This is a genomic window from Leifsonia sp. NCR5, from assembly GCF_002105485.1.
Taxonomy (GTDB): Bacteria; Actinomycetota; Actinomycetes; order Actinomycetales; family Microbacteriaceae; genus Leifsonia.
Genome location: NZ_NCSR01000022.1, coordinates 22,899 through 46,981, shown reverse-complemented (window position 1 = coordinate 46,981; position 24,083 = coordinate 22,899). Strand labels below are relative to the sequence as shown.

At 63.3% G+C, this 24,083-nt stretch carries 14 protein-coding genes and 1 tRNA gene; 5 read left to right on the top strand and 10 right to left on the bottom strand.

Annotation, left to right across the window (positions count from 1 at the left end):
* Window positions 1–78: 78 nt before the first annotated feature.
* Together B7438_RS20905 and serC are read right to left on the bottom strand one after the other, a co-directional pair.
* A complete protein-coding gene (locus B7438_RS20905; protein ID WP_373270204.1) occupies window positions 79–201 on the bottom strand; it encodes a hypothetical protein in 123 nt (40 codons plus the stop codon).
* 123 nt (window positions 202–324) lie between these two features.
* Window positions 325–1,440 carry a phosphoserine transaminase gene (gene serC, locus B7438_RS16255; protein ID WP_085370732.1) on the bottom strand — a complete coding sequence of 372 codons (1,116 nt, stop codon included), beginning with the start codon at window positions 1,438–1,440 and terminating at the stop codon, window positions 325–327.
* A 120-nt stretch (window positions 1,441–1,560) separates the two neighbouring features.
* Here serC and B7438_RS16250 point away from each other — a divergent pair, with 120 nt between their 5' ends.
* From B7438_RS16250 to B7438_RS16235, 4 genes are all read left to right on the top strand, one after another.
* Window positions 1,561–2,250 (top strand): metal-dependent transcriptional regulator, encoded by a 690-nt coding sequence (locus tag B7438_RS16250; protein ID WP_085370731.1) that lies wholly within the window; start codon window positions 1,561–1,563, stop codon window positions 2,248–2,250.
* Window positions 2,251–2,560: 310 nt separating this feature from the next.
* A complete protein-coding gene (locus B7438_RS16245; protein WP_256922082.1) occupies window positions 2,561–3,349 on the top strand; it encodes a C40 family peptidase in 789 nt (262 codons plus the stop codon).
* A 448-nt stretch (window positions 3,350–3,797) separates the two neighbouring features.
* Window positions 3,798–4,295, top strand: a complete 498-nt coding sequence (locus tag B7438_RS16240) for an HNH endonuclease (protein WP_085370730.1) — start codon at window positions 3,798–3,800, stop codon at window positions 4,293–4,295.
* Between the two features lie 55 nt (window positions 4,296–4,350).
* Window positions 4,351–4,422 (top strand) — tRNA-Arg (locus B7438_RS16235).
* Between the two features lie 244 nt (window positions 4,423–4,666).
* Here B7438_RS16235 and B7438_RS16230 read toward each other — a convergent pair.
* The 3 genes from B7438_RS16230 to B7438_RS16220 all read right to left on the bottom strand — a co-directional run bounded on the left by B7438_RS16230 (window position 4,667) and on the right by B7438_RS16220 (window position 9,445).
* On the bottom strand, window positions 4,667–5,701 hold the full coding sequence (locus tag B7438_RS16230) for a hypothetical protein (protein WP_143466006.1): 1,035 nt from the start codon (window positions 5,699–5,701) through the stop codon (window positions 4,667–4,669).
* Window positions 5,698–8,145 (bottom strand): NACHT domain-containing NTPase, encoded by a 2,448-nt coding sequence (locus B7438_RS20385; RefSeq protein WP_143466004.1) that lies wholly within the window; start codon window positions 8,143–8,145, stop codon window positions 5,698–5,700. The genes B7438_RS16230 and B7438_RS20385 overlap by 4 nt, the downstream gene beginning before the upstream one ends.
* 136 nt (window positions 8,146–8,281) lie before the next feature.
* Window positions 8,282–9,445 (bottom strand): tyrosine-type recombinase/integrase, encoded by a 1,164-nt coding sequence (locus B7438_RS16220; RefSeq protein ID WP_085370727.1) that lies wholly within the window; start codon window positions 9,443–9,445, stop codon window positions 8,282–8,284.
* A gap of 96 nt (window positions 9,446–9,541) precedes the next feature.
* Between B7438_RS16220 and B7438_RS20380 the strand changes: the two genes are divergently transcribed.
* Entirely contained in the window at window positions 9,542–9,943 is a 402-nt protein-coding gene (locus B7438_RS20380) for a hypothetical protein (protein ID WP_143466002.1), read from the top strand.
* 8 nt (window positions 9,944–9,951) lie between these two features.
* Here B7438_RS20380 and B7438_RS16215 read toward each other — a convergent pair whose 3' ends face one another.
* From B7438_RS16215 to B7438_RS16195, 5 genes are all read right to left on the bottom strand, one after another.
* Window positions 9,952–12,678, bottom strand: coding sequence for an AAA family ATPase (locus tag B7438_RS16215; protein WP_085370726.1), 2,727 nt, complete (start codon window positions 12,676–12,678; stop codon window positions 9,952–9,954).
* A 1,566-nt stretch (window positions 12,679–14,244) separates the two neighbouring features.
* The gene (locus B7438_RS16210) at window positions 14,245–15,729 is read right to left on the bottom strand and encodes a hypothetical protein (protein WP_085370725.1); all 1,485 of its coding nucleotides are present in this window, start codon (window positions 15,727–15,729) and stop codon (window positions 14,245–14,247) included.
* Window positions 15,698–17,239, bottom strand: a complete 1,542-nt coding sequence (locus tag B7438_RS16205) for an McrB family protein (RefSeq protein WP_085370724.1) — start codon at window positions 17,237–17,239, stop codon at window positions 15,698–15,700. Before B7438_RS16205 ends, B7438_RS16210 begins: the two co-directional genes overlap by 32 nt.
* 21 nt (window positions 17,240–17,260) lie before the next feature.
* A complete protein-coding gene (locus tag B7438_RS16200; RefSeq protein WP_143466000.1) occupies window positions 17,261–20,506 on the bottom strand; it encodes an Eco57I restriction-modification methylase domain-containing protein in 3,246 nt (1,081 codons plus the stop codon).
* The gene (locus B7438_RS16195; protein WP_085370722.1) at window positions 20,494–23,862 is read right to left on the bottom strand and encodes a helicase-related protein; all 3,369 of its coding nucleotides are present in this window, start codon (window positions 23,860–23,862) and stop codon (window positions 20,494–20,496) included. The genes B7438_RS16200 and B7438_RS16195 overlap by 13 nt, the downstream gene beginning before the upstream one ends.
* Window positions 23,863–24,083: the final 221 nt, after the last annotated feature.

The window sequence follows — 24,083 nt, the reverse complement described above, 5'->3', positions numbered from 1 at the left end:
GACGACCTCGACGGCGTCGACATCGAGAGCGCGGACGAGTCGTACGAGGACGCCGACGACTCAGACGTCGACGACGACTCAGCGGCGTTTGACGGTGAGGTATCCGAGGCCGACGAGGCCGAGGCCGAGACCGACGAGGACGGTCCAGAGCCACCAGCCGTCTCCGGAGGCGCTCAGCTGACGGAAGAAGACCAGCGTCACGACGAGAGCGACCAGCCACAGGCCTAGCCCGACGAGCACGGCCTTCCTGTCGTCCGTCTTCACGGGGACAGGATCAGGCCGTCGCTCGTCGTCGCGGAGCCAGAGGCGCACTGTGTCTGCCGCTCAGCCCAGCTGGCCGACGACGTACTCGATGCAGCCGATCAGGGCGCGGACGTCGTCCGGCTCGATGGCCGTGAACGTCGCGACGCGCAGCTGGTTGCGGCCGAGCTTGCGGTACGGCTCCGTGTCGACAACGCCGTTGGCGCGCAGGATCTTGGCGACGGCGGACGCGTCGACCGCGTCGTCGAAGTCGATCGTGACGACGACCTGCGAGCGGTGCGAAGGATCGGCGACGAACGGCGTCGCGTAGTCCACGCCCTCCGCCCAGCTGTAGAGCGCGTTCGAGGACTCCGCCGTGCGGGCGTCTGCCCAGGCGAGACCGCCGTTGTCGTTCATCCACTGGATCTGGTTCTCGAGCAGCACCAGCGTGGAGACGGCCGGGGTGTTCAGCGTCTGGTTGAGGCGCGAGTTGTCGATCGCGTTCTTGATGCTGAGGAACTCCGGGATGTACCTGTCGCTCGCCGCGATCCGCTCGACCCGCTCGATGGCTGCGGGGGAGAAGAGGGCGAGCCAGAGGCCGCCGTCCGACGCGAAGTTCTTCTGCGGGGCGAAGTAGTAGATGTCCGACTCCGCTGCGTCGATGTCGACGCCGCCCGCCGCACTGGTCGCGTCGATCACCGTGAGGGCGCCGTCGTCGCCGTGCACGCGCTTCACAGGCGCCATGACGCCGGTGGAGGTCTCGTTGTGCGGCCAGGCGTACACGTCGATGCCCGCAGCCGCCTGCGCCTCGCTGCGCGAACCGGCAGGGGCGTCGATCACCTGGGGGGCATCCAGCCACGGGGTCTTCGCGGCGGCGGCGAACTTGCCGCCGAACTCGCCGAAGACGAGGTTCTGGCTGCGCTTCTCGATCAGGGAGAACGCCGCGGCGTCCCAGAACGCGGTCGAGCCGCCGTTGCCGAGGACGACTTCGTAGCCGTCCGGGATGCGGAACAGCTCGCCGAGCCCGTCGCGCACGCGGCCGACGAGGTTCTTGATCGGAGCCTGGCGGTGCGAGGTGCCGAGGAGCTGCGCTCCGGCACCGGCGAGGTAGGACACCTGCTCCTGGCGGACCTTGGATGGGCCGCATCCGAATCGTCCGTCGGCGGGCAGCAGATCAGTGGGAATCGTCACATCCGGCATATCCAGAGTCTATTGGCTGTTGGAACTCCTGTCGGTCGACTCCTGCCGTGGCTACAGCCCGCTGTCACCGGCACCAAGTAGGCTCTACTGGACATACGCGTGACAACAGCTGGAGGGTTGATGACCGACCTGATCGATACGACCGAGATGTACCTTCGCACCATCCTGGAATTGGAAGAGGACAACATCGTCCCGCTGCGTGCGCGCATCTCGGAGCGTCTCGGCCACTCAGGCCCGACCGTCTCCCAGACCGTCGGCCGCATGGAACGGGACGGCCTCGTCGTCGTCTCCGGCGACCGCCACCTCGAACTCACCGACGACGGGCGCCGCAAGGCCGTCCACGTGATGCGCAAGCACCGCCTGGCCGAGCGCCTGCTCAGCGACGTGATCGAGCTCGAGTGGGAGTACGTCCACGAAGAGGCCTGCCGCTGGGAGCACGTGATGAGCGAGCAGGTCGAGCGCAAGCTGCTCACCATGCTCGGGCACCCGACCGAGTCGCCGTACGGCAACCCCATCCCTGGCCTGGACGAGCTGGGCGACATCGAGTCGCCCACCACCGAGGGCCTCACCAACCTCGTGGATGTCGTCGTGGGCAACAGTTCGGGGGTTTCTGCCAGGATCAAGCGCCTCGGCGAGCCCGCCCAGGTCGACCCCGAGCTGCTGCTGCAGCTCAAGCAGGCCGGCGTTTTTCCGGGCTCGACCGGCACATTCACTCCGGCAGGCTCGTACGTCGCCGTGCAGATCGACGGCTACGAGAACGGGCTGGAACTCCCCAACGAACTCGCAGCGCACATCTTCGTCGAGGCCTGATTTCCGTTACCGACTTGTTAAAATATCGGCAAAAGGATGTGACAAAGCGGGGGTCGTCCCGTAGTCTCTAACGAGTCCGACGGGCCAGAAGCCGGCCACAGGACCCGAACCGGGACGCTCCACCCCCCACTCCTGTCTCCTGGTTCGCGAAGCCAAGCTATAAGCATCCGGGACGGGGCAGCTACCTAGTGCTGTTGGAGCGCAGGAGGTTCAAACCTTGGCACTATTAGGTACACCCGGCTCTGAAGAGCGCCCCGCAAACCCGAATAGCTCGACCCCCGCACCCTCCGACCTCGCGTCCCGCCGCTCCGTGCGCCGCGCGCCGGTGCGCCAGACGGCCGTCGAGCCCACCACCGGAACCGCGTTCCGGAAGCCCGCGGACAAGAAGACGAGCAAGAAGGTCAAAGGCGGCGTGATCAACGTCGCCGTCATGACCCTCGCCGCCGGTCTCATCGCCACGATGGCGATCCCCGCCTATGCGTTCAACCCGCAGGGTGCAGACACCGCGCAGTTCAAGAGCAGCGCCGTGGACAGCATGAAGAAGGCCCAGCCGCAGAGCGTCGAGGTCCCGCAGACCGTCGCAGCGGCAGCCGTCGCCCGCGACGCGGCCACCGCCACCAGCGAGCAGGAGCTGTCGGCAGCCAAGGCGGCCAAGGCCGCAGAGCTGGCCCGCCAGCAGGCCGCCGTCTCGTTCGCGAGCTACGCCAGCTATTCCGGCCCGTCGGTCACCGACTTCCTGGCCAACCCTCCGTACCCCAGCTTCAGCCTCCCGCAGGTGTTCTCGGTCGCGCAGCAGTACATCGGCACCCCGTACGTCTTCGGCGGCTCGACGCCCACCGGCTTCGACTGCTCGGGCTACGTCATGTACGTCTACGCCCAGTTCGGGATCTCCCTGCCGCACTCGGTCTCCGGCCAGGCGGCGATGGGCAAGCGCATCTCGATCGCGGACGCCCAGCCGGGCGACCTGGTCATCATGCCCGGCCACGACGGCTTCTACGCCGGAAACGGCAACATCATGGACGCGCCGGACACCGGCCGCAGCATCTCCATCCGCCCCATCTGGACGAGCGACTACTACATCGTCCGTCTGGGCATCTGACACCTCGTTTCGACCGGTTCCTGAGGCTTCCAGGACCCGAACGGAACGTGAACTCCGCGTAACGCGGACCGCGAGCGGCGCGCCACGAATATGTGGTGCGCCGTTTCTGCGTTACTCTGATCCCCTGAAACCGTGAATGTCCACGCGTTGGATGTTCGCACCGCGAGAGATCCGGGAGTGCGATGGCCGAGCCGCGCAGGGTGACTTCCTGGCTAGAGCGCGGCCGTTTCGCGGGAGCGGGCGCCGCATCTCCTGTCGCCGCATCCGCTGTGGCCGCATCCACTCTCGCCGTCGACGAGCTGATAGCCCGCCACCACGACTTCCTCGCCTGTCGTCACCACACCGTGGCCTGCCGCCGCCCCTTCGTGGCCTGCCGCCACCATGCCGCCGTTTCACTGGGCGCTGTCCGCACGGACAGTGCCCTTTTTGTTTTCCAGGAAGGTCCACGATGAAGACACTGGTCCTCAATGCCGGCTACGAACCCCTGGCGGTCGTCTCCTTCAAACGCGCCATCGTGCTCGTGATGAACCAGAAAGCCACGGTCCTGTCGATCGACCAGGCCCACCCGGTCTGGGGCATCTCCGCCAGCTACGAGCGCCCGTCGGTCATCCTCCTCACCCGCTACGTCCGCATCCCGCGCGGTCGTGCGGTCCCCGTAAGCCGCCGCGGCGTCCTCCGCCGGGATGCGCACCGCTGCGCATACTGCGGAAAGTCGGCCACCACGATCGACCACGTTCTCCCACGCTCCCGCGGCGGTGCCGACAGCTGGGAAAACCTCGTCGCCTGCTGCCTCCGCTGCAACAACGTCAAAGGCAACCACACCCCCGCCGAGATGAACTGGACCCTCGCCTTCACCCCGCGAGTGCCCCACGACGCATCCTGGGTGGTGCGCGGCACCGAGGTCGCCCAGCCCGACTGGAGCGACTACCTCGCCCCAGCAGCCTGACGCGCCGCCGCGGTTTCGCGCTGACTCGCGGCCCCCGGTAGAGTGGTGCGGGTCAGCCTCTGTAGCTCAATGGAAGAGCTGCTCCGTCCTAAGGAGAAGGTTGGGGGTTCGAGTCCCTCCAGGGGCACTTTTCGAGTGCGGAAAAAGTGCTGGTCAGAGCCGAAATTCGAGCATTGCATAACGCTCGATATTCACGATTTGCCCACATTTTGCCCACAGGGTCGCCGGAAACTCTAAGCAACTCTAAGAACCCTTCCTGACCTCGGATGCAGCCCTGTAGAGCGCCTCTCACCCGGTCAGCGCGCCTGTCGCGTGAAGCTGAGCCGGACAACTACCGCCGGTAAAGAGATGCCTGAAGACCGGGAACGGGTTCAAAGATCGAGGCCCTCCAGCGCGCCTCTGAGGACCTTGATGCCGACGCGAATTCGGGTTTCGCCGTGGTCCATCGTGAGAGAAGTGGACTCAACGATTCCGACCTCGTCGATCGCGGCGTCTGGTACGTACACGAGGCCGCCGACGTGAACCATCTCGTTGACCGAGAACTCGGCGTGGTCACCGTCCAGGTCGATTTCGTCAACGGCGGAGAGCACGCTCGGCCGGTCGAATTCGACGAGGTAATCCAGACTCGTTTCGAGCGTTGTCTGGAGCAGATCGTTGAGGACGTCGAACGATCGAGCGTAGTTGGCTGCGTCGCCCGTCAGCGAGTCCAGCGCGCCTTCAAGCTTGTCGTGTCTGAACTCTAGCCTTCTGATTAGATTTCCCGGCTCAAATTGATCGACTGCCTCGTTGCGAACCTCGTGACGCAGACTCGTGTTCACTCTGCGCAGCTGGTCGATATCGCTCGCGGTGAGAGCGGCCTGCGCACCCTCAAATTGACGCCACTCCTCTTCATGAGCGAAAGCTTCGGCCACCCTTGCAGCGGCTTCCCCAAGTTCCCGCCCGCTGCCGGCAACTCTGGGAGGCGCGGACATCAACTGGTAGCCAGCGGCAAAGTCTTGACGTGCCCAAGGGATGTGGTGGATTTGGTCCGACGATACGAGAGGCGCGCCGTCAACGAGTTGTGGTACGCGCAACATGGGGAAGCCCGGAAGCTGTGCACGCATCCAGCCGAGCTGCAGCCTGTATGTCGTCGCGACCTTGGTTGCGTCGCTCAGCCATTCGGCAAGGCCGGGCGGCGCTTCGGCCCCCGCTAAGAACGGGCTCTGGCTCATGAGATGGTAGAAGTATGCGACCCGGAGAGGGCCGGAGCGACCGCCCCCGGCTTGCATCATCTCGATTCGTTCAGGGAGACCGGTGCGCGGAGACCGGTGACGGCTCGGCATTTGCGCAAGCACCCGCCGGACGTCTTCTTCCGCGCGCCATGCCCCGGCGAAACTCTCGATCTGCTTCCACAGCAAGGAACTCATGACAGCCAGCCCCTTCTGCCAACGAGTGATTCGATCGCGCTTCGCACCGTTTCCGTCGCCGCGCGACCGCCGCCGCCTGAGCAATAGTTCATAACTGTCGTGCGGGCGCCATCGTCATTGCCGACGCTTGGATCGGTCTCGATAGTTACGTGAACGTCAGGGGCGGCCCAGTAGCTCAGCGTCCAGTCGCACGCACCGAAGTGGTCTACGGCGCCGCCGACTCGCGCATGTACGCCAGTGGGCCCAATCTCGTCGGCCAACGCTCGACTCTGCATGCCGGGAAATAGCGCGACGCAATCCCTAAGCGCACGTTGGCGTTCCTTCGCTACCAGTTGTACCGCTGCGCGTGCAGCGTCGGCGTCTGTGGGTCTCTGCACCCGGCTCGACGGTGGAGGTTTGAGGCGCGTCCGGAGATTGAGTCTCCAGAGGCGGACCGCCGCAGCAAGAGGTCCATCGTCCGGATCGAGTACGACCGTAGGCCCCCCGGTTTGCATCATGGCGGTGCGCCGGCCGTCAGGAAGCTCGCGAAGCGTTACCGACACGTCGGCGTCCAACAGCACTTGAAGCAGTGCACTCGTAGAGGCGGCTACCTCCTTGACGGATAGCGCAGGCTTGTCGTTTACAGACGCGGCGAACGCGACAAACGGGATGTCGCGAGCGATGAGATGGCCCATCTCCATAGCCATCGACCGTCGTTGCTCTGTAGCGAACCTGATCCACTGTTCGTCACTCGCGAGCAGGCGTGAAGGGAGGTCAATCATTCCCTGGGAGATTGCCCTGGCGGCGAGGTAATCCGCGATCGAGTCGTGAAACGGAACGATAACCCCGGACTGATTCAGGACGTTGGTGATACCGCTATGCGAGGCGAACTCTCTAACTTCGCGCCCCGAAACGTTCAGCTCGGGGTGAGCGTCGGCGATGGAATCTGTCAATTGAATCCACTCGTACGCATCCGAATAGCGGCGCTGCAGTGATACCAGGTGCGCGAAGGTCTCTTCGAGAACTGCCAACAACGCGCCGCTCGCACTACCTGCCGCGCGAGCGGCGAGTTCGTCGACGAATGTGGCGTACACCTCGGAGCGGTTTAGTTCATCCGTCCCGCTCCGCGCGAAGCTTCGGACGTAAAGAGTCAGAAGGAACGGGTTCCGAGCCCCGTCACCGAGCTGATGGTCGGCTCGTTGCAGTACGGTCCTCCGGACGTGCTCCGAAACGGCTTTGTCTAGAAGTCGACATACGATTTCATCGGCCCTGTCATGGCCGAGTGGTTCGACGGCGTACTCGGCGTAACGGACACCGGACGGGAGGAGAGCTCTTAGAGCCGCAATGCTGCGGCCTACAACGATGATCTTGGCCGTACCCGGACGCGATAGGAGCACTCGGAGATCGGACGCCAGGGACCGGGCCGCCTCGGCAGGAATCTCGGAAGCGCCGTCTATGACGAGGGTCACGGCGGAATCGGCCAGGATTTGGCGTCCCGTGGAAGGTGGCAACGCACGACCGATCGCGAAGCCGAGGGAGTCTGCGGCAAGTGCGTCGAGGCGGCCGGCGATATATGTCTCTGCCCGGGCCAGGATTACGGTGCGCCCCGCTCGTGCGGCGTGATTCTGTAGCAATCGGGTCACGCTGGATTTTCCTGTTCCCGTTCCCCCGCTCAGGGTCGCTGGACAGTCCTCGCCGATGGCAAACGCTGGCGCGGACTCTGCACCCGCCTCAAGGCGGTGCACCGAAAGGTCCACAAGATCCATCGGAAGTCTAAGCACGGCGTCGAAATGGTCGCCCACCAGGCCACCCGGCCATCGCGAATCGGGTGGTTGCCCGGCGAGCCCTCCGACGATATCCCGGAGTTCGGCTTCAGAGACGATGCGTTCCTCTGGGTCCTTGCGGCCGGCGCGTTCGGTCAACACTCGAAACAGAGTGTTCACTGTCTGCATGGCAGCTTCGCTCACACCAGCCGAACGAATTAGAGGATCAACAAATGCCGCGGCGCGACGATCGGCGCTCGCGAGGAGGCTGCCAACGGTGTCGGGAGCAACCTTGACGAAGCTGTTGCGAAGACGTCGTGCCTTGTCATCTCCGACAAAACTGATAAGGCCTTGGGTACTTCCGTCGCGGCTTGCATCAAGCGCGTCTACAAAGTTCTGGGCACCAGGACCGAGGACTCCGTCGGTGACGAAGGTGAATATTGCCCCATCGTCATCGCCTTCGAGCCATTTCTCGAAAATACTGATAACAAGTGCAGGAGTCCAGGGCGTCCCAGCACGCGTCTTCGCCTGCAGCGCTTCCAAGCGGCGCCCGTTACCATCGAGCACCTCTAGGTCGACGATGTCGTCCATACCTTCGACGCGCAGTGAGTGTCCAAGACCAGCTTCAACGATGTCGAGGGCGAGATGCACGGCCTGCGCTTGTTGGTACCCGATTCCTCTGAAGGTGTCGGTGCCCGCCATCCGCCAAGTATGGCATTGACCCGAACGGTCGGTATGAAATGGCAGCCGCGCTCTAGGCTTTGTGCTCTTGATGTCCACCACAAACGCACCGGGATTGCGCACAGCTCTTCATCGACCATTGCCAGGCAAGAGACTCTCAATCGGACCATAGCGAACCGCTACTTTCCTCTAGCACACGGTCATTGAGTCGATCGGCGACCGACCCGAGATCGTCTTCGAAGAGATCCGCGTACGTGTCGAGCGTCATCGCAGCCGACTTGTGCCCGAGCATTCGCTGGAGGGCTTTGACGTTGGCGCCGGCGCTTACGGCCAGGCTGGCGGCGGTGTGCTTAAGGTCGTGCGGGGTCATGTGCTCGAGTCCCGCATCGCGCAAAGCGGTCAGCCACCAGGATTGCCGGTTCCAGGCTGTGTCTGGTCGAGCAAGGTAGCCGCCGGCACGGGCGGGGAACACGAGCTCGTTTCGCTTTTTCCCAGCGATGAGCGCCTCGAGGCGAGGAGCGAGGAATGCTGGGAACGGTACTGAACGAGCCTCCCAACTCTTTGGCGGTCCGACGTGGATGAGGCCGTCCACTTCTGTCGCGGTCTGGTGGATGGCCAGACGGCAACGGTCAAGGTCGATGTCGTTCACGGTGAGCGCGACAGCTTCGCCCCACCGGATGCCGGTGTAGGCCAGTGTCAACACGAGCACGCTGCGCTTGTCATCGGGCACCGCTCGTGCGAAGCGGAAGACCTCCTCGTTGGTTAGATACCGGCGACGCTTCTTGGTCCCCTTACGTGGAAGGTTGCTCGCACCTCGAGCCGGATTCGCCGGAATCCTGCCATCACGTACCGCAACATCGAGGATCCCGGCGAGGATCCCCACCGCGCGCAAGACGACGCCGGCCGATCGTGGCTTACCGGCATTGCCCACGCGGACCCGCACCGTGACAGCTTTGCCCTGGCTTAGTTCTCGGATCCACTTCTCGACCGCGGAGGGGCGAATTGCGCCGATCGGTGTCGCCGCCCAGCGCGGCTCGACGTAGACGCGCCAGGCGATGCGGATGGGGGAGAAGCTGGAGGGTTTGAGGGCTTGCTCCTTGTTGGCGAGCCATTCTTCGGCGAGCTCGCCGACTGTGATCTTGGATTGAGATGCCTCGAGGTAGGTCCCCTTCATCATCGCTACTTCGACCGTCGCGTTGTATAGCTCCGCTTCACGCTTTGTGCGAAATCCCCGCTTCTCGCGCTGTTGGTGCTCGGGGTCGCGCCAGCGCACACGATAGCGGCGGCCCTTGGCCGACTCGTAAGCGTCGATGCTTCCCACTTGCAGAACCTAACTCTCGCCACCGACGAGGCCGGCTCGCGCAGACGACGGCAAGCGAGCTCGCCGACTATCTGAGGATGGGTGCACTCTGGACCTGTGAGCGAGACGCCTGAACCAAGACCGCGCGGAGCGACGGACGATGAAGCCGTCGAGCTGTGCAGGGATTGGATGCGCTACCTTGGCGCCGCAGACGCAGTCGTGGCAACCGGTGAGCCCCGCCAACTTTGCGACCTGTATGCGTCCGGCTATCTCGGCTGGGTCGAAAACAAGCGAGGGAACCTGCAGATCGCTCAGGTTGAGCATGCGGCGGCGGTCGTCGCTGCCGACGGTCGTCGGGGCCTGATCTTCGCTCGTCATGGCGTGCTTCCTGCCGCAAGGGTGAGGGCCGATGAACTTGGAATCGCGATCTTCGGGTTTGATCCTCGAGGTGGCACGCTCGATGGCGTAAATCTGCTTGGCCGCGAACTGTTCGCATGGGCTCACGCCCGGCAGATCTAGCGGCATGATCACTTGAGGCCCGCCGACGCGAGTTGACCATCCGGCGTACCGAGGATCGGTCCGGCAGACGCCTGGGCAGCCCGACGGAGTTCCGTCAGCGCTGCCGCCCGCGACTTCTCCATCGTCTCTTCCAAATCATGGCGTTGCATCGTCTCGACCAGCTGGGCCTTCGCGGAGTCCGTGGTCGGAGCCACCAGCACCGCGGCGTTGTGCTGCTTTCCTCGAGTGAGGCCGACGTAGAGGCCGGCAGCGTCGACACCTGGTCCAACGAGGGCACGATCTGTCGTCTCGCCCTGGACGCCGTAGACCGTTGTGGCGTAGGCGAGATGGATGTGCGATGCGGCGTAGTCGAGGCTGACTTTCCTTAGATCTGTCGTGTCGGTGCTCGATGCCAGAATCGCATGGTCGTTGCCGATGGCTTTCACGATCCAGTTCTGGCGGTTCTGGACATCCGCAGAAGTGTCATTGCGGCGGGTCTGGACAACGTCACCGACGAAGATCGCCTGACCCAATTGTCCGGAAAGTGGACGCCCAGGGCGGACGGCCCCGGAGTCGATCCGTCGGCGTTGGATCGCTTCGCTGATCTCCTGGGCTTCGGCGTGCGTTGCCGTGACTAGCGCGATCGTCTCGTGACGACGCGTGGCGTCGAACCATCCTTCGACCATCGCCTCGCGTGCGGAGTGATCGCTATCGGTCAGCAGGACGTGATCAGTTCGAATGAGGTCCTCGGCGACCTCGAACATCTCATCCTCGGCTTGAGGGTCCCGGAGCCGATGCGCGAGCTCCGCCCACACCGGATCGTTGAAACGGTGGGTGGTCGCGAGCTCCACCCGGTCTGGCGAGCGGCGCCAGAAGAGCGCCAAGGCGCCCGAGTGCCCGACCGGCAAGGCTTGTTGCTGGTCTCCGACCAATGCAACGCCCACCCCAGTGTCCCGTATCACATCGAGCAGCGCGGAGGCGGCCTCGAGGTCGAGCATGCCAGCCTCGTCGACAACGATGCGATCCCCGGGGCGAACGCTGACTCGCGGGCCGAGATAGCTGCCGCCATCGGCCGGGTCCAGCTCGCCGATCGAGAGCCGCCGCCACTCAGTTGCGCCCGACGCGGTGGCCGCCCAACGCCATCCGTAGTCGTAGAGAAATTGGTGGAGGGACGACGACGCGCTCATTGTTTCGCGTCCGGCGACGGCGGAGGCTTTCTTGGTTGGCGCGACGATGATCATGTTGTGGCCGCGTCGCCGAAGAGCAGCGCCCGCGACTTTGAGCATCGTGGTCTTACCTGTGCCGGCCGGTCCGGAGATGACGACGTTGCGGGAGGTGCCACCGATCGCGGCCGCACCCGAGAGCTGTTCCTCATCGAGTGTCCGATCGGGCTCAATCACCTGAGCGATCGCAGCGACCTCGTCTGTGTCAAGGATCCGTCCCGGCGCGGAGAACGCGTCGACCTTGTGGGCGAGGGTGGCCTTCAGAGTGGCGGTGGACACCGCCATGAGGTGTTTGACGTGCTTCGGCGCATCCGGCTCCGAGATCAACGTCACGGTGTGCGAACGTGCCACGACTTCCTCAGCGAGCTTGGCGAGGGCGTCCCGGTCGGCGACAACACCGGTCGCTGCGATCGCGCGGAGCGCACCGGCCCGCACATCCATCATGCTGAAGCGGCCACCGCTGCCGGTCGAGCGGGCGTCGGCGTCGACAACAGCCTTGGCCGCCAATAACTCGAGGTCGAGATCCTGGACGGTGGCCGGAGCTAGGAGCGCGGGAGGACGTTTCATGCGGAGCGCAGGGTCGGCGGCATGTAGTTCTTCTCGGACGAGTTCGGCCCATCCGTCTTCGTCCAGGTCGCCGGGTTTGTTGGGTCGGCCGACAGCCCACGCCCAGTGGTCGATCTGACTGAGGACATCGTGGGACGGTTCCTGGCCCGGGTGATGTTGCTTCCACCAGGCGGTGCGGGTGATCTTGTTGGCTTCGATCTGCGCGGACCGCTTCGACAACGGCCGCACCAGGTGCTGCAACTGGGCGATTTCCCCATCCGCGGTGAGGGTGAGCCCCTTCGCAGCGAGAGCCCCGACCCATGTGGGGTCGGTGCGGGAGGCTAGGTCCCCTTCGGCGTTGATCACGTTCTGGAACCGCAACGCGACCCGGGTGTCGATGTTCGACCATTTGCCGTCCCGCCCTTGGACTTTGACGTTCAACCAGAGGTGGCGGTGCTTGTGCGGATCCAACGAGCGGGAGCGTTCGTGCCGGAGTTCGACGACCTCGATCCGGGCCAGGGTCTCGCGGATCGTGCCGCCTTTGCCGCGGCGGGCGTTGAGCTCGGACTGCCAGAGCTTGATGATCCGGTCCCGGAGTCGATCTTGGAGGTCCTCGTATGCGGCGGCGAGGTCGGGGTCGAGCATGGCGGCGATCGAGAACGACTTCGGTGCGTTGATCGTCGCATCCAGAATGAGGTCCGCGACCGGGGACTCGAGGTCACGGCCGCGACGTTCCCCGGTGAGGGGGTCGAGTCCGTCGACCCAGGCTTTGAGCTGGTCCCGGGTGAGGAGGTCGTCACGGATGGCACCGTCTTCGACGATGTACCTGGTCATCACCGCGTCGGCGTACCCAGTGGCGGCGATGACACCGTCGGCGGTCTTGGCGGTGAGGGTGGCGTCACAGACACCACTGAAGGCGTAGTTGACCGCTTGCTTGACCCCGTGGGATTGCTGCCCTCGCTTCCATCTGGCTACTCCGCCTCGCACGTGCACTCACCTCCCGCTAACCTCGTCATGGGCTTCCCGAAACCGGTCAGCCTTGTCCTTTCGAAAAAACGTCCTTCTACTTAGAACTTCTGGTTCCAATGTCGCTTTGGCGCGCAAACGGCCCGAATGTCCGAAACACGCCAGAAATTCGTCGGAATCGGGCCAAATCTTCGGTTGAACCGTGCCGCTGGCCGCAGTGCCATCGTCCGTCTAACCACCGACGCGGACTCCAGCGGGCTGCGGGTCAGCTTCTTCGATAGCAAGACGGCAGGGTCGGCTCCGGGCGCACCCGCCGCTTGGACCGGGCAGTTCGACGAGCCGTCAGTAAACACCAACGGCGACATCCGACGCGGTGCTGTCCCCGAAACCAATGCCCTCATACCTACACGTTGTGTGTCCAAGGCCGATTTGACGCGCAAATCCGAAATTCGCAGAAATCGCTCAATTGCGACCACATCCCGCTGCCGAGCACTCGGACTTCCCAACACGCTAACGGCCCTGCAGCGCGACCGATTCGATGGTCGATGAATCAGACAGATGCGGACGGCAGTGCCGGCTCCTCCCTAACGAGGCGGGTGAGGTTGACGAAGGGCACACATGCCGTCTCCGCGATGAGGGCGGCGAGCCAACCGATAGCAGTGTTCGGGTCGGCCGCGATCGCCCACCCGTCCATCACGTAAGTGCTGACTGTCTCAACGCATTCCTGCTTCTCCGCTGCGGTCGGTAGGAGGACCCTTCCACGCCGAGGAGTCCGCGCTCCAGCTCCCTTGCCATGTTGCTGGTGTCGATGATGAATTCCCGCATCCCACTCACTCCCAAGGTCGATCGTTTTTGAGCGCCTTTCCGGCGAGTGATCGAGAGCGCGTGGGAGGCGTGTAGTGCCGGGACCGTGGAGTAACGGGGGAGCGCAGCGGAGGAGGCTACGCCGCGAAAGCCCGGCACGGAGCACCGGACACGAGCTACGATCGGGCGACGGAAAGGCCCTCAAAGCTCAGTAGGGCAGCGCCGCGAGCGGCGTCCTCGATCAGAGCCCTGGGACGAGATGGATGCGGCATCTGGGTCGCGCACGGAGAGTCGATGATGGCCGTCAGGCGCGAGTCTGCAGCCCGCAAGCAGACGCTTTCGTCCTCGTGCAGGCGGCACTGTAGGGCGGAAGATCGAACTCCGAGCATCGTGCGATCAGCTGCAACCAGGTTGACACAGGACCCCTTCGGAACCGGCCCTGCGCGGGTCGCTCCACTTAAGTGCCTACGTGCATTCGCTCTTGGTCTAATCTCCCTCGTATCTCCTTTGGCCCTGGCTTGTCAATCTATGTCTTGGTTTCTATCTCTGTTCTTCATTGGTCCTTGGTCACTTTCCTCTGGTTACTCTTCATTGGGCTCTCCCTTAGGTGGCATTAGCCCGAGCTCGAACTTGGAGGATCGCACAACAGCCACCCGGCGATAGGTCTTGATGTCTGACCTCGTCGTCGACGCGCTGCAGATGGTCGAGTGGACAGGGCCTTGTTGTTTGAGTTGCCGACGCGGACTTGCCGCATGATCGGGCAACCGGCGCCAACTCCGAGACTCAAACGGTCGCTTGACGCGCCGACACCATTTCGACCGCGGCGATGGGCCGCAGCGCACCGGCGATCTGCGACGCGAGGCGTTCCAGGTACGAGCGCCAGGCGAGGTCAGTCGCCACATCGTCCTTGCTCGGGAAGGTCAGCTCGATCAGACGCAGATGAAAGTCGGGCTTCGTCGCCCGAACCAGCACCGACCGTGTCCCGCCAGTGGCAGCCCCGCGTACCGGATAGAACACGGCGGCGATCTCTGGCTTCCCAATGCTGGGGCCGTCCGCCATGTAGCTGTATGCGAAGAGCTGGTAGCCGTCGGAGGCTCCTATGCCAGATTCGTCGAGCTTGTACTTCGCGTCGGCCAGGATCGTCTGGCCGCCGAGGTCGAAGTATAGGTCCGCGTTCCCGCCCTCTCCGCCCGCCCAGGGGGATTGGACCGGAAGCTGCTCGGTGACGGTCCCGTGGTCGGCACAGATGCGAAGGGCGTCGGCGAGCACCTGCTCCCACCACTTCTCCATGTAGAGGCTGATGGTGAGCGAGTGCGAGGCCGAGGCTTCCCGACCCTCGGGCATGATTGCCTTCCGACTCAGGATCTCTGCGGCCAGGTCGAGCGCTGGTTTCCACGGGTGGTCGAGTGGCGACAGTGCGAGGCGCCGGAAGGCGAGGAGCGCGCGTTCGCGATCGATTATTGTGACGGTGTCCAGGCGCCGCGCAAAGCCGATGGCGCGTGACTGAAGCGGCGCGGCAATCGCGGCGAGAGCACTCGGCGCCGGGTCAGTGGCGACGACGCGGAGAGCGGCGAGGACGATCCGCAGGACATCAGTGTCGGTAGACAGCTCGTCGAAGGTCGACTCCGCCGTGGGACGTCCGGTGAGAATCGCCAGTGCGATGCTCTGCGCTGAAAGTTTTCCGCGCGGCGTCGTCAGCGTCTCAGTCCAGGTCCGGTATCGGGGCCGAGCCCGGCCGATCACTCGGCCGACTTCGTCGAGGAACATCTGTTGGGTGACGATCCGCAGCAGCGAAGCCTCCGGGGTCCCTTGGTATGCGGCACCTCCGAACGACGAGCGTTGCCGCTTCACCAGCAGCATCAGTCGGACGACGTCCTCCAAAGTACCCGCAGTGGCCGTTGCCGCTGCGTCCTCATCGGCTGGCGCCAGGCGCACCCGCTCGAGCAGGTAGCCGTCCTGTGAGCCGCTCCTCAGTTCCGTACTAGCCGTCTCCAGCAAGCCCTGCGCGATCCGATCCCGGACGGCCGGCTCGGTTGCGATCACTACAGTGTCGAGCTCGAACAATGTGACGTGCGTCGATGAGCCAGGGAGGTGCCCGTTCGCCCAAACAGTTCGGCGACCGTCGGCCCAGGGCTTCGGCAAGACGGTGAAGGTCACCGCACCGCCCGCGCCGTCGTCCAAGACAGCGAATCCCGCACGGGTGCCGCGGGCACTCGCCTTGATAGCGATGCTGACGCTACTCGCCAGCGGACTGGTCGTCGTCTTCACCGTCCTTGGCGCGCCCTGTGGTGGGAGCCGCTGTCGCGTACTCCTCGATCGTCAGCCCGCTGGTGAGGCCGAACCCTGCTTGGGTGATCCGCAAGCCGAGGTTCCGATTCAGGAATTGCTCGAAATCAGCAAAGCCCCCGCGCACCTTTGCCTGGACACCCGCAGGCAGGTTATCGCGCACCCACGCCTCACGGAGCCCTGCAATCAGGATCTCGGGAACGAACGCCTGCGTCACCGTGTCGATCAGCTGCGGAAGGATCGAATAGCGCCATACGGTGCGTTCATCACGGTCGCCACGACGTTCGGTGGCGTCGATGCGACCGTATCCACGGCCAGAGGTGCTCTTCCCTGGGGCCGAGCGATCCAGGTATTGCTGCACGAGTGCTGGGGCGTCGCCGTTGGCGGGCACGAATTCAAGGCGGAGCTTTCTGAGGCCAAGAGGCGTCCAAATCGTGACTCCGCCGTCCTTCATCCTTCTCTCGAACCCAATCCCCGAGGATGAGAACTGCGTGTTCGGCTTACTCTGCGGGTGCTCCAGCTTGACGTCAAATCGGGATTCCTCGAAGAAGACCTCTAAGTCCACCGAAGTTCCCGGCGCCTTGATACTCTCGCCCGGTGCCACCGCCCCAAGGAGTGAAGTGGCCCACTCTTGGATCACCTGGAACTGCGAGCCGGTCGCAACCGAGCCGCTGTTTACCTCGATCCAGAAGCTGGAAGACCCTGCATCGCCAAGATCGAATAAATAGCTGTGACCGAGAGTGCTGTCGGGCCCGAGAGCGTTTTCGAGTGCCGAGTTCAGACCGTCAAGCGCCGCGACGGATCGGGCGATAACCTCGTCACCGACGGCAGGCAACGACGACTCCAGGCGCCCTTTCAATTCGTCACCGGCGAGCGGGTTCACGCGCACGAACGCGAATCTACGACGAAGTGCCGCATCGAGAGGTGCAATCGAGCGATCTGAGGAGTTCATGGTGCCGAGCACATACAGGTTGTCTGGTACCCCGAGGACGATGCCGGAGTACGGCAGGCGCGTTGTAGCGCCACCAGACCAGCAGTCCGCATGGTCGGGGTCCGCGCCGGTGCATGCCGCGCTGTGCCGGAGCCGCTTCGAAGACTCCAGACAGAGGAGGAGGTCGCCGAGCACTTTCGAAACATTTGCCCGGTTGATCTCGTCAATCAGGACAAGGAAGTCCTTTTCGGGGTTCCTTCGGGCGGCGTCGGCCCATTCACGGAAAACGCCAGGCATCAGTTCGAAGCCCTTTGGGTTGCCGCTCGGGTTGTAGCGGATCCCTTCGACAAACTCCTCGTATCCAGTGCTTGGGTGGAAGGTGATCGCCCACGCGCCGCGACCGTCCGCCCTGTTTCCCTTCAAGTCGGCGCCGAGCATGCCCTGAGGCCATTCAGTCGCGATTTCTGCGACCGAGAAGGACTTGCCAGTACCTGGCGGGCCTTCGAGGATGACGTTCTTGAAGAGACGAAGAGCCGCGATGGCCTCATCGGTAGTGGTCATTCGTCACCCTTCCGATCCGTGTCACAACAGACTAGCGACCGGCTGGCCCGCTGCATCGGCGAATGGGTCCCTACGAAGGGTGCCGGGACGGTCACCAGTTGGCTTGTAAACGCAGGCATAAGCGTGCTCGAGGGCCGGGAGAAGTCCGACGAACCCGAGCTCCTCGGCGATGACCTGATCAATAGCGTCCGTGGTCTCCCGCATCTCTGAAAGAACGTAAGTGCCCATGAACTTGCCTGCGTAAGGCGTGAACAGGACGTGCTTTGGGAAGCTATCGACGAGATCGGTCGCAAGGGTAACGAGCTTGTCTTGGGCCGCAGGCGAAAATATTGTGGGATCGACTGGTGTCGACTTGATGCCACCGGACGTGACGTCAAAGTCGTCGCCCGTTGCGTACCACCAAACGAACGCGAACTTCGAGGCTGCGACCGCCAGAAGTAGCTTGGCAGCCCTGAGTGACTCGGTCGAGATGCGCCCGATCTTTGTCTGTAGGGCGACGCGACCGTCGCGCTCATAGGCCGGGGGGTTATCAAGGAACACCGCGAGCCAGTAGAGCGCGGTCTGCTTAAACCCAACAGAGGCGATTCCGCTTCGAGGTCGTTCGAGGTTCGCCAGTGATCCCGGCGTTGCACCAGCAATTTCAATAATTTGACCGTAGGCGTTCGAGGGCAGCCGCACCCATCCGTACTTATTGCGAATCTGGGAGGGGAGGGCAATGTACTGCAACGTCTCGAACAGCGCAGGGCGGTAGGCGTCGTACCAACGATGGGTCTTGGTGACGTAGAGCTCCTTCTCGCCGCTGCCTCGGTGGCCGACGAGTATCGTGCTCCGCACCCCAAGGCCGGCGCTAAACAGCGCCGCGGGGTTCCGGGAGAAGTTGCTCACCCAGAGCCGGCCAAAGCGGGATTCCACGACTTCCCGCAGCTTCGCGAAGTCGACACTAAAGCTCGCCGAGATCGGGATGATCAGGGCCATACGACCGTCAGGCCCTGTGATCTGCGAGGCCCGCTCGGTGCACGGCGCGTAGATGTCCGGCAACGCGTCTGTTCTAAATCCCTTATAGGTGTACTCGGTAATGTCCTTCTTCTGGATGTAAGGCGGGTTGCCGATGACCACGTCGAATCCATCGCGATCGAAGACCTCTGGGAACTCGATGAACCAGTGGAATGGCCGCGTGTCGACCACCCACTCATCGAAGTTGACCTTGCGCTTTTCGATGGCGTAGTACTGCTGGTTCGTCTCCGCGCGAGCTTTCTGCAGCACGGACTTCAAGTGGGCCCGGCGCACCTTCACTGCAGCCGCGTCGTCCGCTTCCTGGGCCTGACGGAAGTCGCTGTAGGCGGCCTTGACCAGCTCTGACGACTCGCGGGCCCGAGAGGAGTTGTCATCGACAAGGAGCAGCCCCTCGCTCGCGATATCGATCTCGTCCGGGGTGCGTGCGCCAACAAGCATGTTCCCCGCCTTGATGTTGAAGTCGAGGTCCGGGAGCGGCTCGATCTTCTTCGGATCGGAGATCGCGGACGCAAGCTTCAGGAAGAGGCGCAGGCGCGCGACTTCGACCGCCTCCGGCATGATGTCCACGCCGTACAGGTTTGCCAGGCAAGCGTGTTTGAGCAGGTAGTAGTCCCGGCCACCCTTGTGGCCGTCCACGTCGTCGCGGAGCGCGTCGAGCTCGGCGTCGACGCCACGTTCGACGAGGTCGACGGTCTCGAGCAGTGCTGCGTAGACCGGTACGAGCAGATTCAGGGCCGCGAAGAGGAACGCGCCCGACCCGCAGGTTGGGTCGATAACGTGCAACTCCGTCAGCGCGACCCAGATCGATCGCAGCTTTGACGGGTCGGTTACCCGCTTGATCGCGTCAACTGCGATCGCCTCGATGTTGATGTTCGCTGACACCGCGGCGTCGACCGTCGTAATCTTGCCAGTAGCCAGAAGATCGCGGGTACCTGCGAGGTAGTCACGCCGGGCGTCGATCTCCCACCAGCTTTCGCCAGGCAGTGCGTATTGGCTGCCAACCTCGCCGAGCCATGAGGGGCGCCGGTGCGAGATTCGCTCGGCCTCGATGCCCGACGGCATCGGGTGCTCGATCCCATGGCGGAGCGAATCCCATATGTACCGCTCGGGGTCTGTCGGTAGGAGGTCCCATACCGCTACGCCGATCTTCTCCAGCCGCGAGACGATTACCGGGAGGAGCGCCGACCGGGTCATAAAGTGGGTCACGTCCTCCTTCGTGTAGTACGCGCCCATCTGCTTTGAGTTGACGAACTGCTCGAAGATGTAACCGAGGACATCCGGGTTGATCTCATCGGTCGCGGATGGTGCCGTATCAAGGTGCCAGGTGTATTCGGAGAAGAACCGGAGGATGCGCGCGAAGGCGCTGTCAGGGATCGCGATCTGGCCGCCGAACTCCTCCTCGATCGGTGTCGGGCCGAAGAGTCCGCCATTTACATAGGGCACCTTGCCAAGGATGCGTTCGATATCGGGATCGGCTACGGCCTTGTCTTTGTCATTGAGCTTTTCGAAGAATAGGGGGAGGAGCGTGTCGCGGTAAAAGCCGTAGTACTGGTCGCGGCCTCGAAGCTGCTGAACGGCTTCAAGGGTGTGCTCCAGGTACCAGAGGTCGCCGTTCAGAAACTCCTTCTTCTGCATGAAGTAGAGGAACATCAGCCGGTTGAGCAGCGTCGTCGAATACGCCTTGGCGAAGTTTTCGGTGAGCCCGGCGATCTCCTGCGCGAGGTTCTGATGCTCCGATGCGAAGCGGTCGTAGAACTTCTTGGTGACACTCGAGGCATCGAAGTGGCCGTGGATGCGATCAAGGACGTCGGTGAGGTGGAAGCCCCTCTGGTGATCCTCCTGCGTGAACACGAGCCCGGCTAGGCGCTGCGCCATGAACGCCGGAAGCGTGCCCGGCGTAGTCGCCACACGCTCGAAGGTCGTCGTGCCGGCTGGGGTCGTCCGGGGCCAGTGCCAGTACCAGTAGTCCGGAGCTTGGAACAGTTCCATGCACTCCGCGGAGAGCGGGGCGAGGGCATTGTGCACTGCCTTCATCTCCTTCGGGGTCGGTTTGGTCTCGCTCTTGACGCTGTAGACGCGGAAGCCCTTTAGCTGAGCCGCGACCTCTGGGATGAACGTCACGTCCTCAACCTCGACGGGGCCAACGGCGCCGGTCGGCGAGTCCCAAAAGAGCTCTGAGACGAAGATCCCGGTTAGGCCGTCGGTCTCGAAGCGCTTCTGCAGCGCTGCCGCCTTCGTCGTCACTGCTGCCACGGTTCGGCCCCTTCGGAAAGCCCGACAGGGTTGAAGCCCATCGAGGTGACGACCTGGACGCGCTCGACGCCCAAATCACGAACGTCGAGCAGCAGCTTGTCGTCATTCATCATGAGGAGCCGATCTATCAGGTCGTCCGGATCGCCGAGGATGCGTGCAGCACGGAGGATGCCGACCACATCCTTCTTCGCCGCCTCACGGATCGGGCTGACGTTGACCGCGTCGATGAGCTCGCTGACGCGGGCGCGAGTAATGGTAGCGATGTCGATGCGGTCGACCTGACGCCTGAGGAAGTCGTAGAGCTGTTTCCGCAGGCCGTGATTCAACAGCACGGTGTTCTGCTTTACCTGCTCCGTCATGGTGTCGGCGGCGAGCTGCATAAAGGTGAGCTGGTCGCTCAACGCATCGGCGGCGGCCTCTCCGTAAGAACTTTCGGTCGCCCTGAGCGCCTCCATCGGGGTGAGCAATTTCGTCTCCGTGCTGGTCGTGCGGATCAACAGGTCGGTGCCGGCATCAGTACGTCCGTAAGTGATTGCACTCGCCGATTCATTAAGACGGACCGCCTTGGTCGAGTAAACGAGGTCTTTCAGCGTCTTCGCGATCTCACGGTCCCGCGGTCCCGCCTTATCCCAGATGCCGAGCGCATAGGACGAGGCATCGACTTCCCCTTCGTCTTCGCTGAGATTGGCGTTGCCATTGAAAAGGCCGGATACGTCGACGGTGAAGTCGTCGTCCTCGAAAAATTGTTCGCCGCCGCCGAGGATCTGATGTGCGTTCTTAAGGCGCTTCTGCAGCCGTTCGCGGAGCTTAATGATCGCCTCGACTCCTTCCTGCGGCAGGAAGGATACGACGCGGATCGTGTCAGCCTTCTGGCCCACACGGTCAACGCGACCCGCGCGCTGGATGACCTTGATGATCGTCCACGGCAGGTCCCAGTTGACGACAATCGCCGAGTCTTGGAGGTTTTGCCCCTCACTAAGGACATCGGTTGTGACCAAGACATCTACTTCGGTCTCGCCCGCAGGAAGACCGCCGAGGTGCTCGTTTGCCTTCGGTGCGAACCGGCGGGCAACCTTGAGTGCGTCGCCAGACTGTCCGCTGGCTGACGCGATCGAACGATGCGTCCACAATGGCAGGTGCTCCGTGATGTAATCCACGGTGTCCTTGTACTCGCTGAAGACCAGCACTTTCTCGCCTGGAGGAAGCCCGTTAATCAGGCCGGCAAGCGCCTTCAGCTTGGTGTCATCCTCGGGCCTCCAGACACCGAGGGCATCGAGAAGGCCCTGAAGAATGTCGGAGTCCTCGCGGACGTGACTGAGGAGTAGATCCTTCTTGAAGAGTTGCGGCCTTACCCACCTGATGCCGGCGGGTCCTTTTTGTGCGAGTTCCTTGTACGCACCCTCGGCGTAGTCATCCCACTGCTGGGAAGTCCACCTGATGCCCCACGCCGAAGACGCAGCATCTGAGAGCTCGTCGTCAGCGTCGACGTCGTAGTCAACGTCGTCCAGGTCAAAGTACTGGTCGGAGAAGTTGCCGAGTGGGACCTTCAGGTCGTTCGACAGCGCGTAGTCCAGCACTGCGTTCCGAGCGATCATCCGCTTGACCGTGAGGATGAACGCATGGGCGCTTGAGGTGAGGCGCTTGAGTGCGGTGGTACGGATAAAGCCCGCCGCCGCCTGGATCGACTTCTCCAGGTCGGCGACTAGTTCCTTCTCCGCCTTGTCCTTGCCCTCGACGTCATCCTTCAGGTATTTGCCGAGCTGGTAACGGGCATAGGTGAGATGCTCGACCGCATCAAACGTGTTCTCGGTCGCGATCGCATCGTTCGGGTCCTTTGCTCCGCCCGGGTACTTGAGCCCCTCCGGGATGCGCCGCGGGAAGCGGAAGGTGGTACCGTCGGGGAACTTCAGGACACTATCGCCGGTCTTCTCGTCCTTCTGCCCGTAGGTCGTCTCCAAGAACTTGCGGGTGCGGCGGACGAGGAACTCGCTCAAAAGACGCTGCCAGTCCTCATTGTGTTCTGACTGATCGAAGGCAGCCAGGCTGTCGAGGCGACCGCCCGTCTTCTTGGCTAGCTCCTGCGCCCCCTTGCCCGGCCCCCTGATCGCGTCTAGCTCGGCGATATGCATGTCTGGGCGGATGCCGAGCGGCTCGTCCCAGTCGAGCCTCAGACCGAGCTGGCCGCTGATGTCCTTATGGCGAGCGTTAAACATGGTTGCAGTGAGTAGGACGACCTTGCTGTCGTTGTCGGCGACGTAGGTGTGAATAGCGTCCCATGCCTTGCGGAGTCGATTTCTCAGGTTGTGTGACTCGTCGATGAGGACAATGCGATACCGCCGCAAGTCCGGGAGCTCGCGGCTGACCATACTGAGGCTGACAACCTTCCCCGGGATGTGGAAGCGGTGCAGGTGCTCCTCCCACATCTTGACGAGGTTTTTTGGCGCGATGACAAGGACACTCTCGCCTACGGTTGCAGCGATCGCAGTGCCGGTAAGTGTCTTGCCGAGACCGACGACATCGCCAACGACAGCGATGCCCTTGCGCTCGAGCAGTCGTGTCGCCACCTGGACGGCGCTGATCTGGTGCGGCAGCAGCACATTCCTGAGCTCAGGGGGAATGTCCAGGGTGACGCCTTCCCGGGCATCACGTGAGAGCTCAAACGCGAGGCGCAGGTAGACGTGATAGGGGCTCGGCTGCTCCAGGCGAATGCACGACTCTTCGAGCACCCTCTCCAGCTCGTGAGTTATGTCAACAGAGAAGTGGTCGTCCCAGCGGGCGTCGAACCACTCGGACAGCTCGTCCGCGACCTGTTGGTCGGTTTCCTCAAGACTGAGCTCGCCCTGCTTGACGAGTCCGGCAGCCGTGAAGTTCGACGAACCGACGATGGCGCGTCGATTCTGCATTCCCCAGGCTTCGTGCGTGAGATAGAGCTTGGCGTGCAGCGGCTCGCGAGCCGAGAACTTCACCTGGAGCAGGCCATCGGCGAGGTCCCTTTGGAGCTGGCGAAGCCCGACGACCTCAGCCCTCGAAGGCACGCTCCAGGTGAGTTGACGCGCGAAGCCGAGAACTGCCTGGTTTGCCCGATTTACGGCAGTGCTCATGTCCACCAGCTGCTGGCCGCCCTCGACGGAGCGTCGGACCGAATCCTCTGTCGAGACCGACATTCCGACTAGGAGACGTACCCGCTTGCGGCCCTCAGGAGTCGGCTGCTGCATGGTGCCGATAGCCTCGCGCAGCAGTCTCCAGCCACGGAGGTTAAAGTAGCCGACGCAGGCGTCGAAGGCGTGGGCGTGCGGCAGCACAGCATTCAGAGCATCAACGAGGCTGATGTCCTCGTTGTCGACGATCCTGCTCATACGTTGCTTTCTCCGGGGCCCGACGTGTGCGCTCTAATGCCCGGTGAATCACTGGTCCGGGCGGACCACCCAACGCGCTCGACAATGTGCGCGCGCTCGATGAACAAGTCGTCGCCGAGGGTTGCGACCCGCGGCGACGCTCCGCTCTCAACGGTAGTGGCAATCGCTACGGTACCGGCAATCGCTGACATCGGCCGGGCGGCGAGAGGGAAATGCCGAAC

Coding starts and splice junctions, on each gene's coding strand:
- serC (WP_085370732.1), bottom strand. CDS start 1,440: ATGCCGGATGTGACGATTCCCACTGATCTGCTGCCCGCCGACGGACGA.
- B7438_RS16250 (WP_085370731.1), top strand. CDS start 1,561: ATGACCGACCTGATCGATACGACCGAGATGTACCTTCGCACCATCCTG.
- B7438_RS16240 (WP_085370730.1), top strand. CDS start 3,798: ATGAAGACACTGGTCCTCAATGCCGGCTACGAACCCCTGGCGGTCGTC.
- B7438_RS16230 (WP_143466006.1), bottom strand. CDS start 5,701: ATGAGTTCCTTGCTGTGGAAGCAGATCGAGAGTTTCGCCGGGGCATGG.
- B7438_RS20385 (WP_143466004.1), bottom strand. CDS start 8,145: ATGGCGGGCACCGACACCTTCAGAGGAATCGGGTACCAACAAGCGCAG.
- B7438_RS16205 (WP_085370724.1), bottom strand. CDS start 17,239: ATGACCACTACCGATGAGGCCATCGCGGCTCTTCGTCTCTTCAAGAAC.
- B7438_RS16195 (WP_085370722.1), bottom strand. CDS start 23,862: ATGAGCAGGATCGTCGACAACGAGGACATCAGCCTCGTTGATGCTCTG.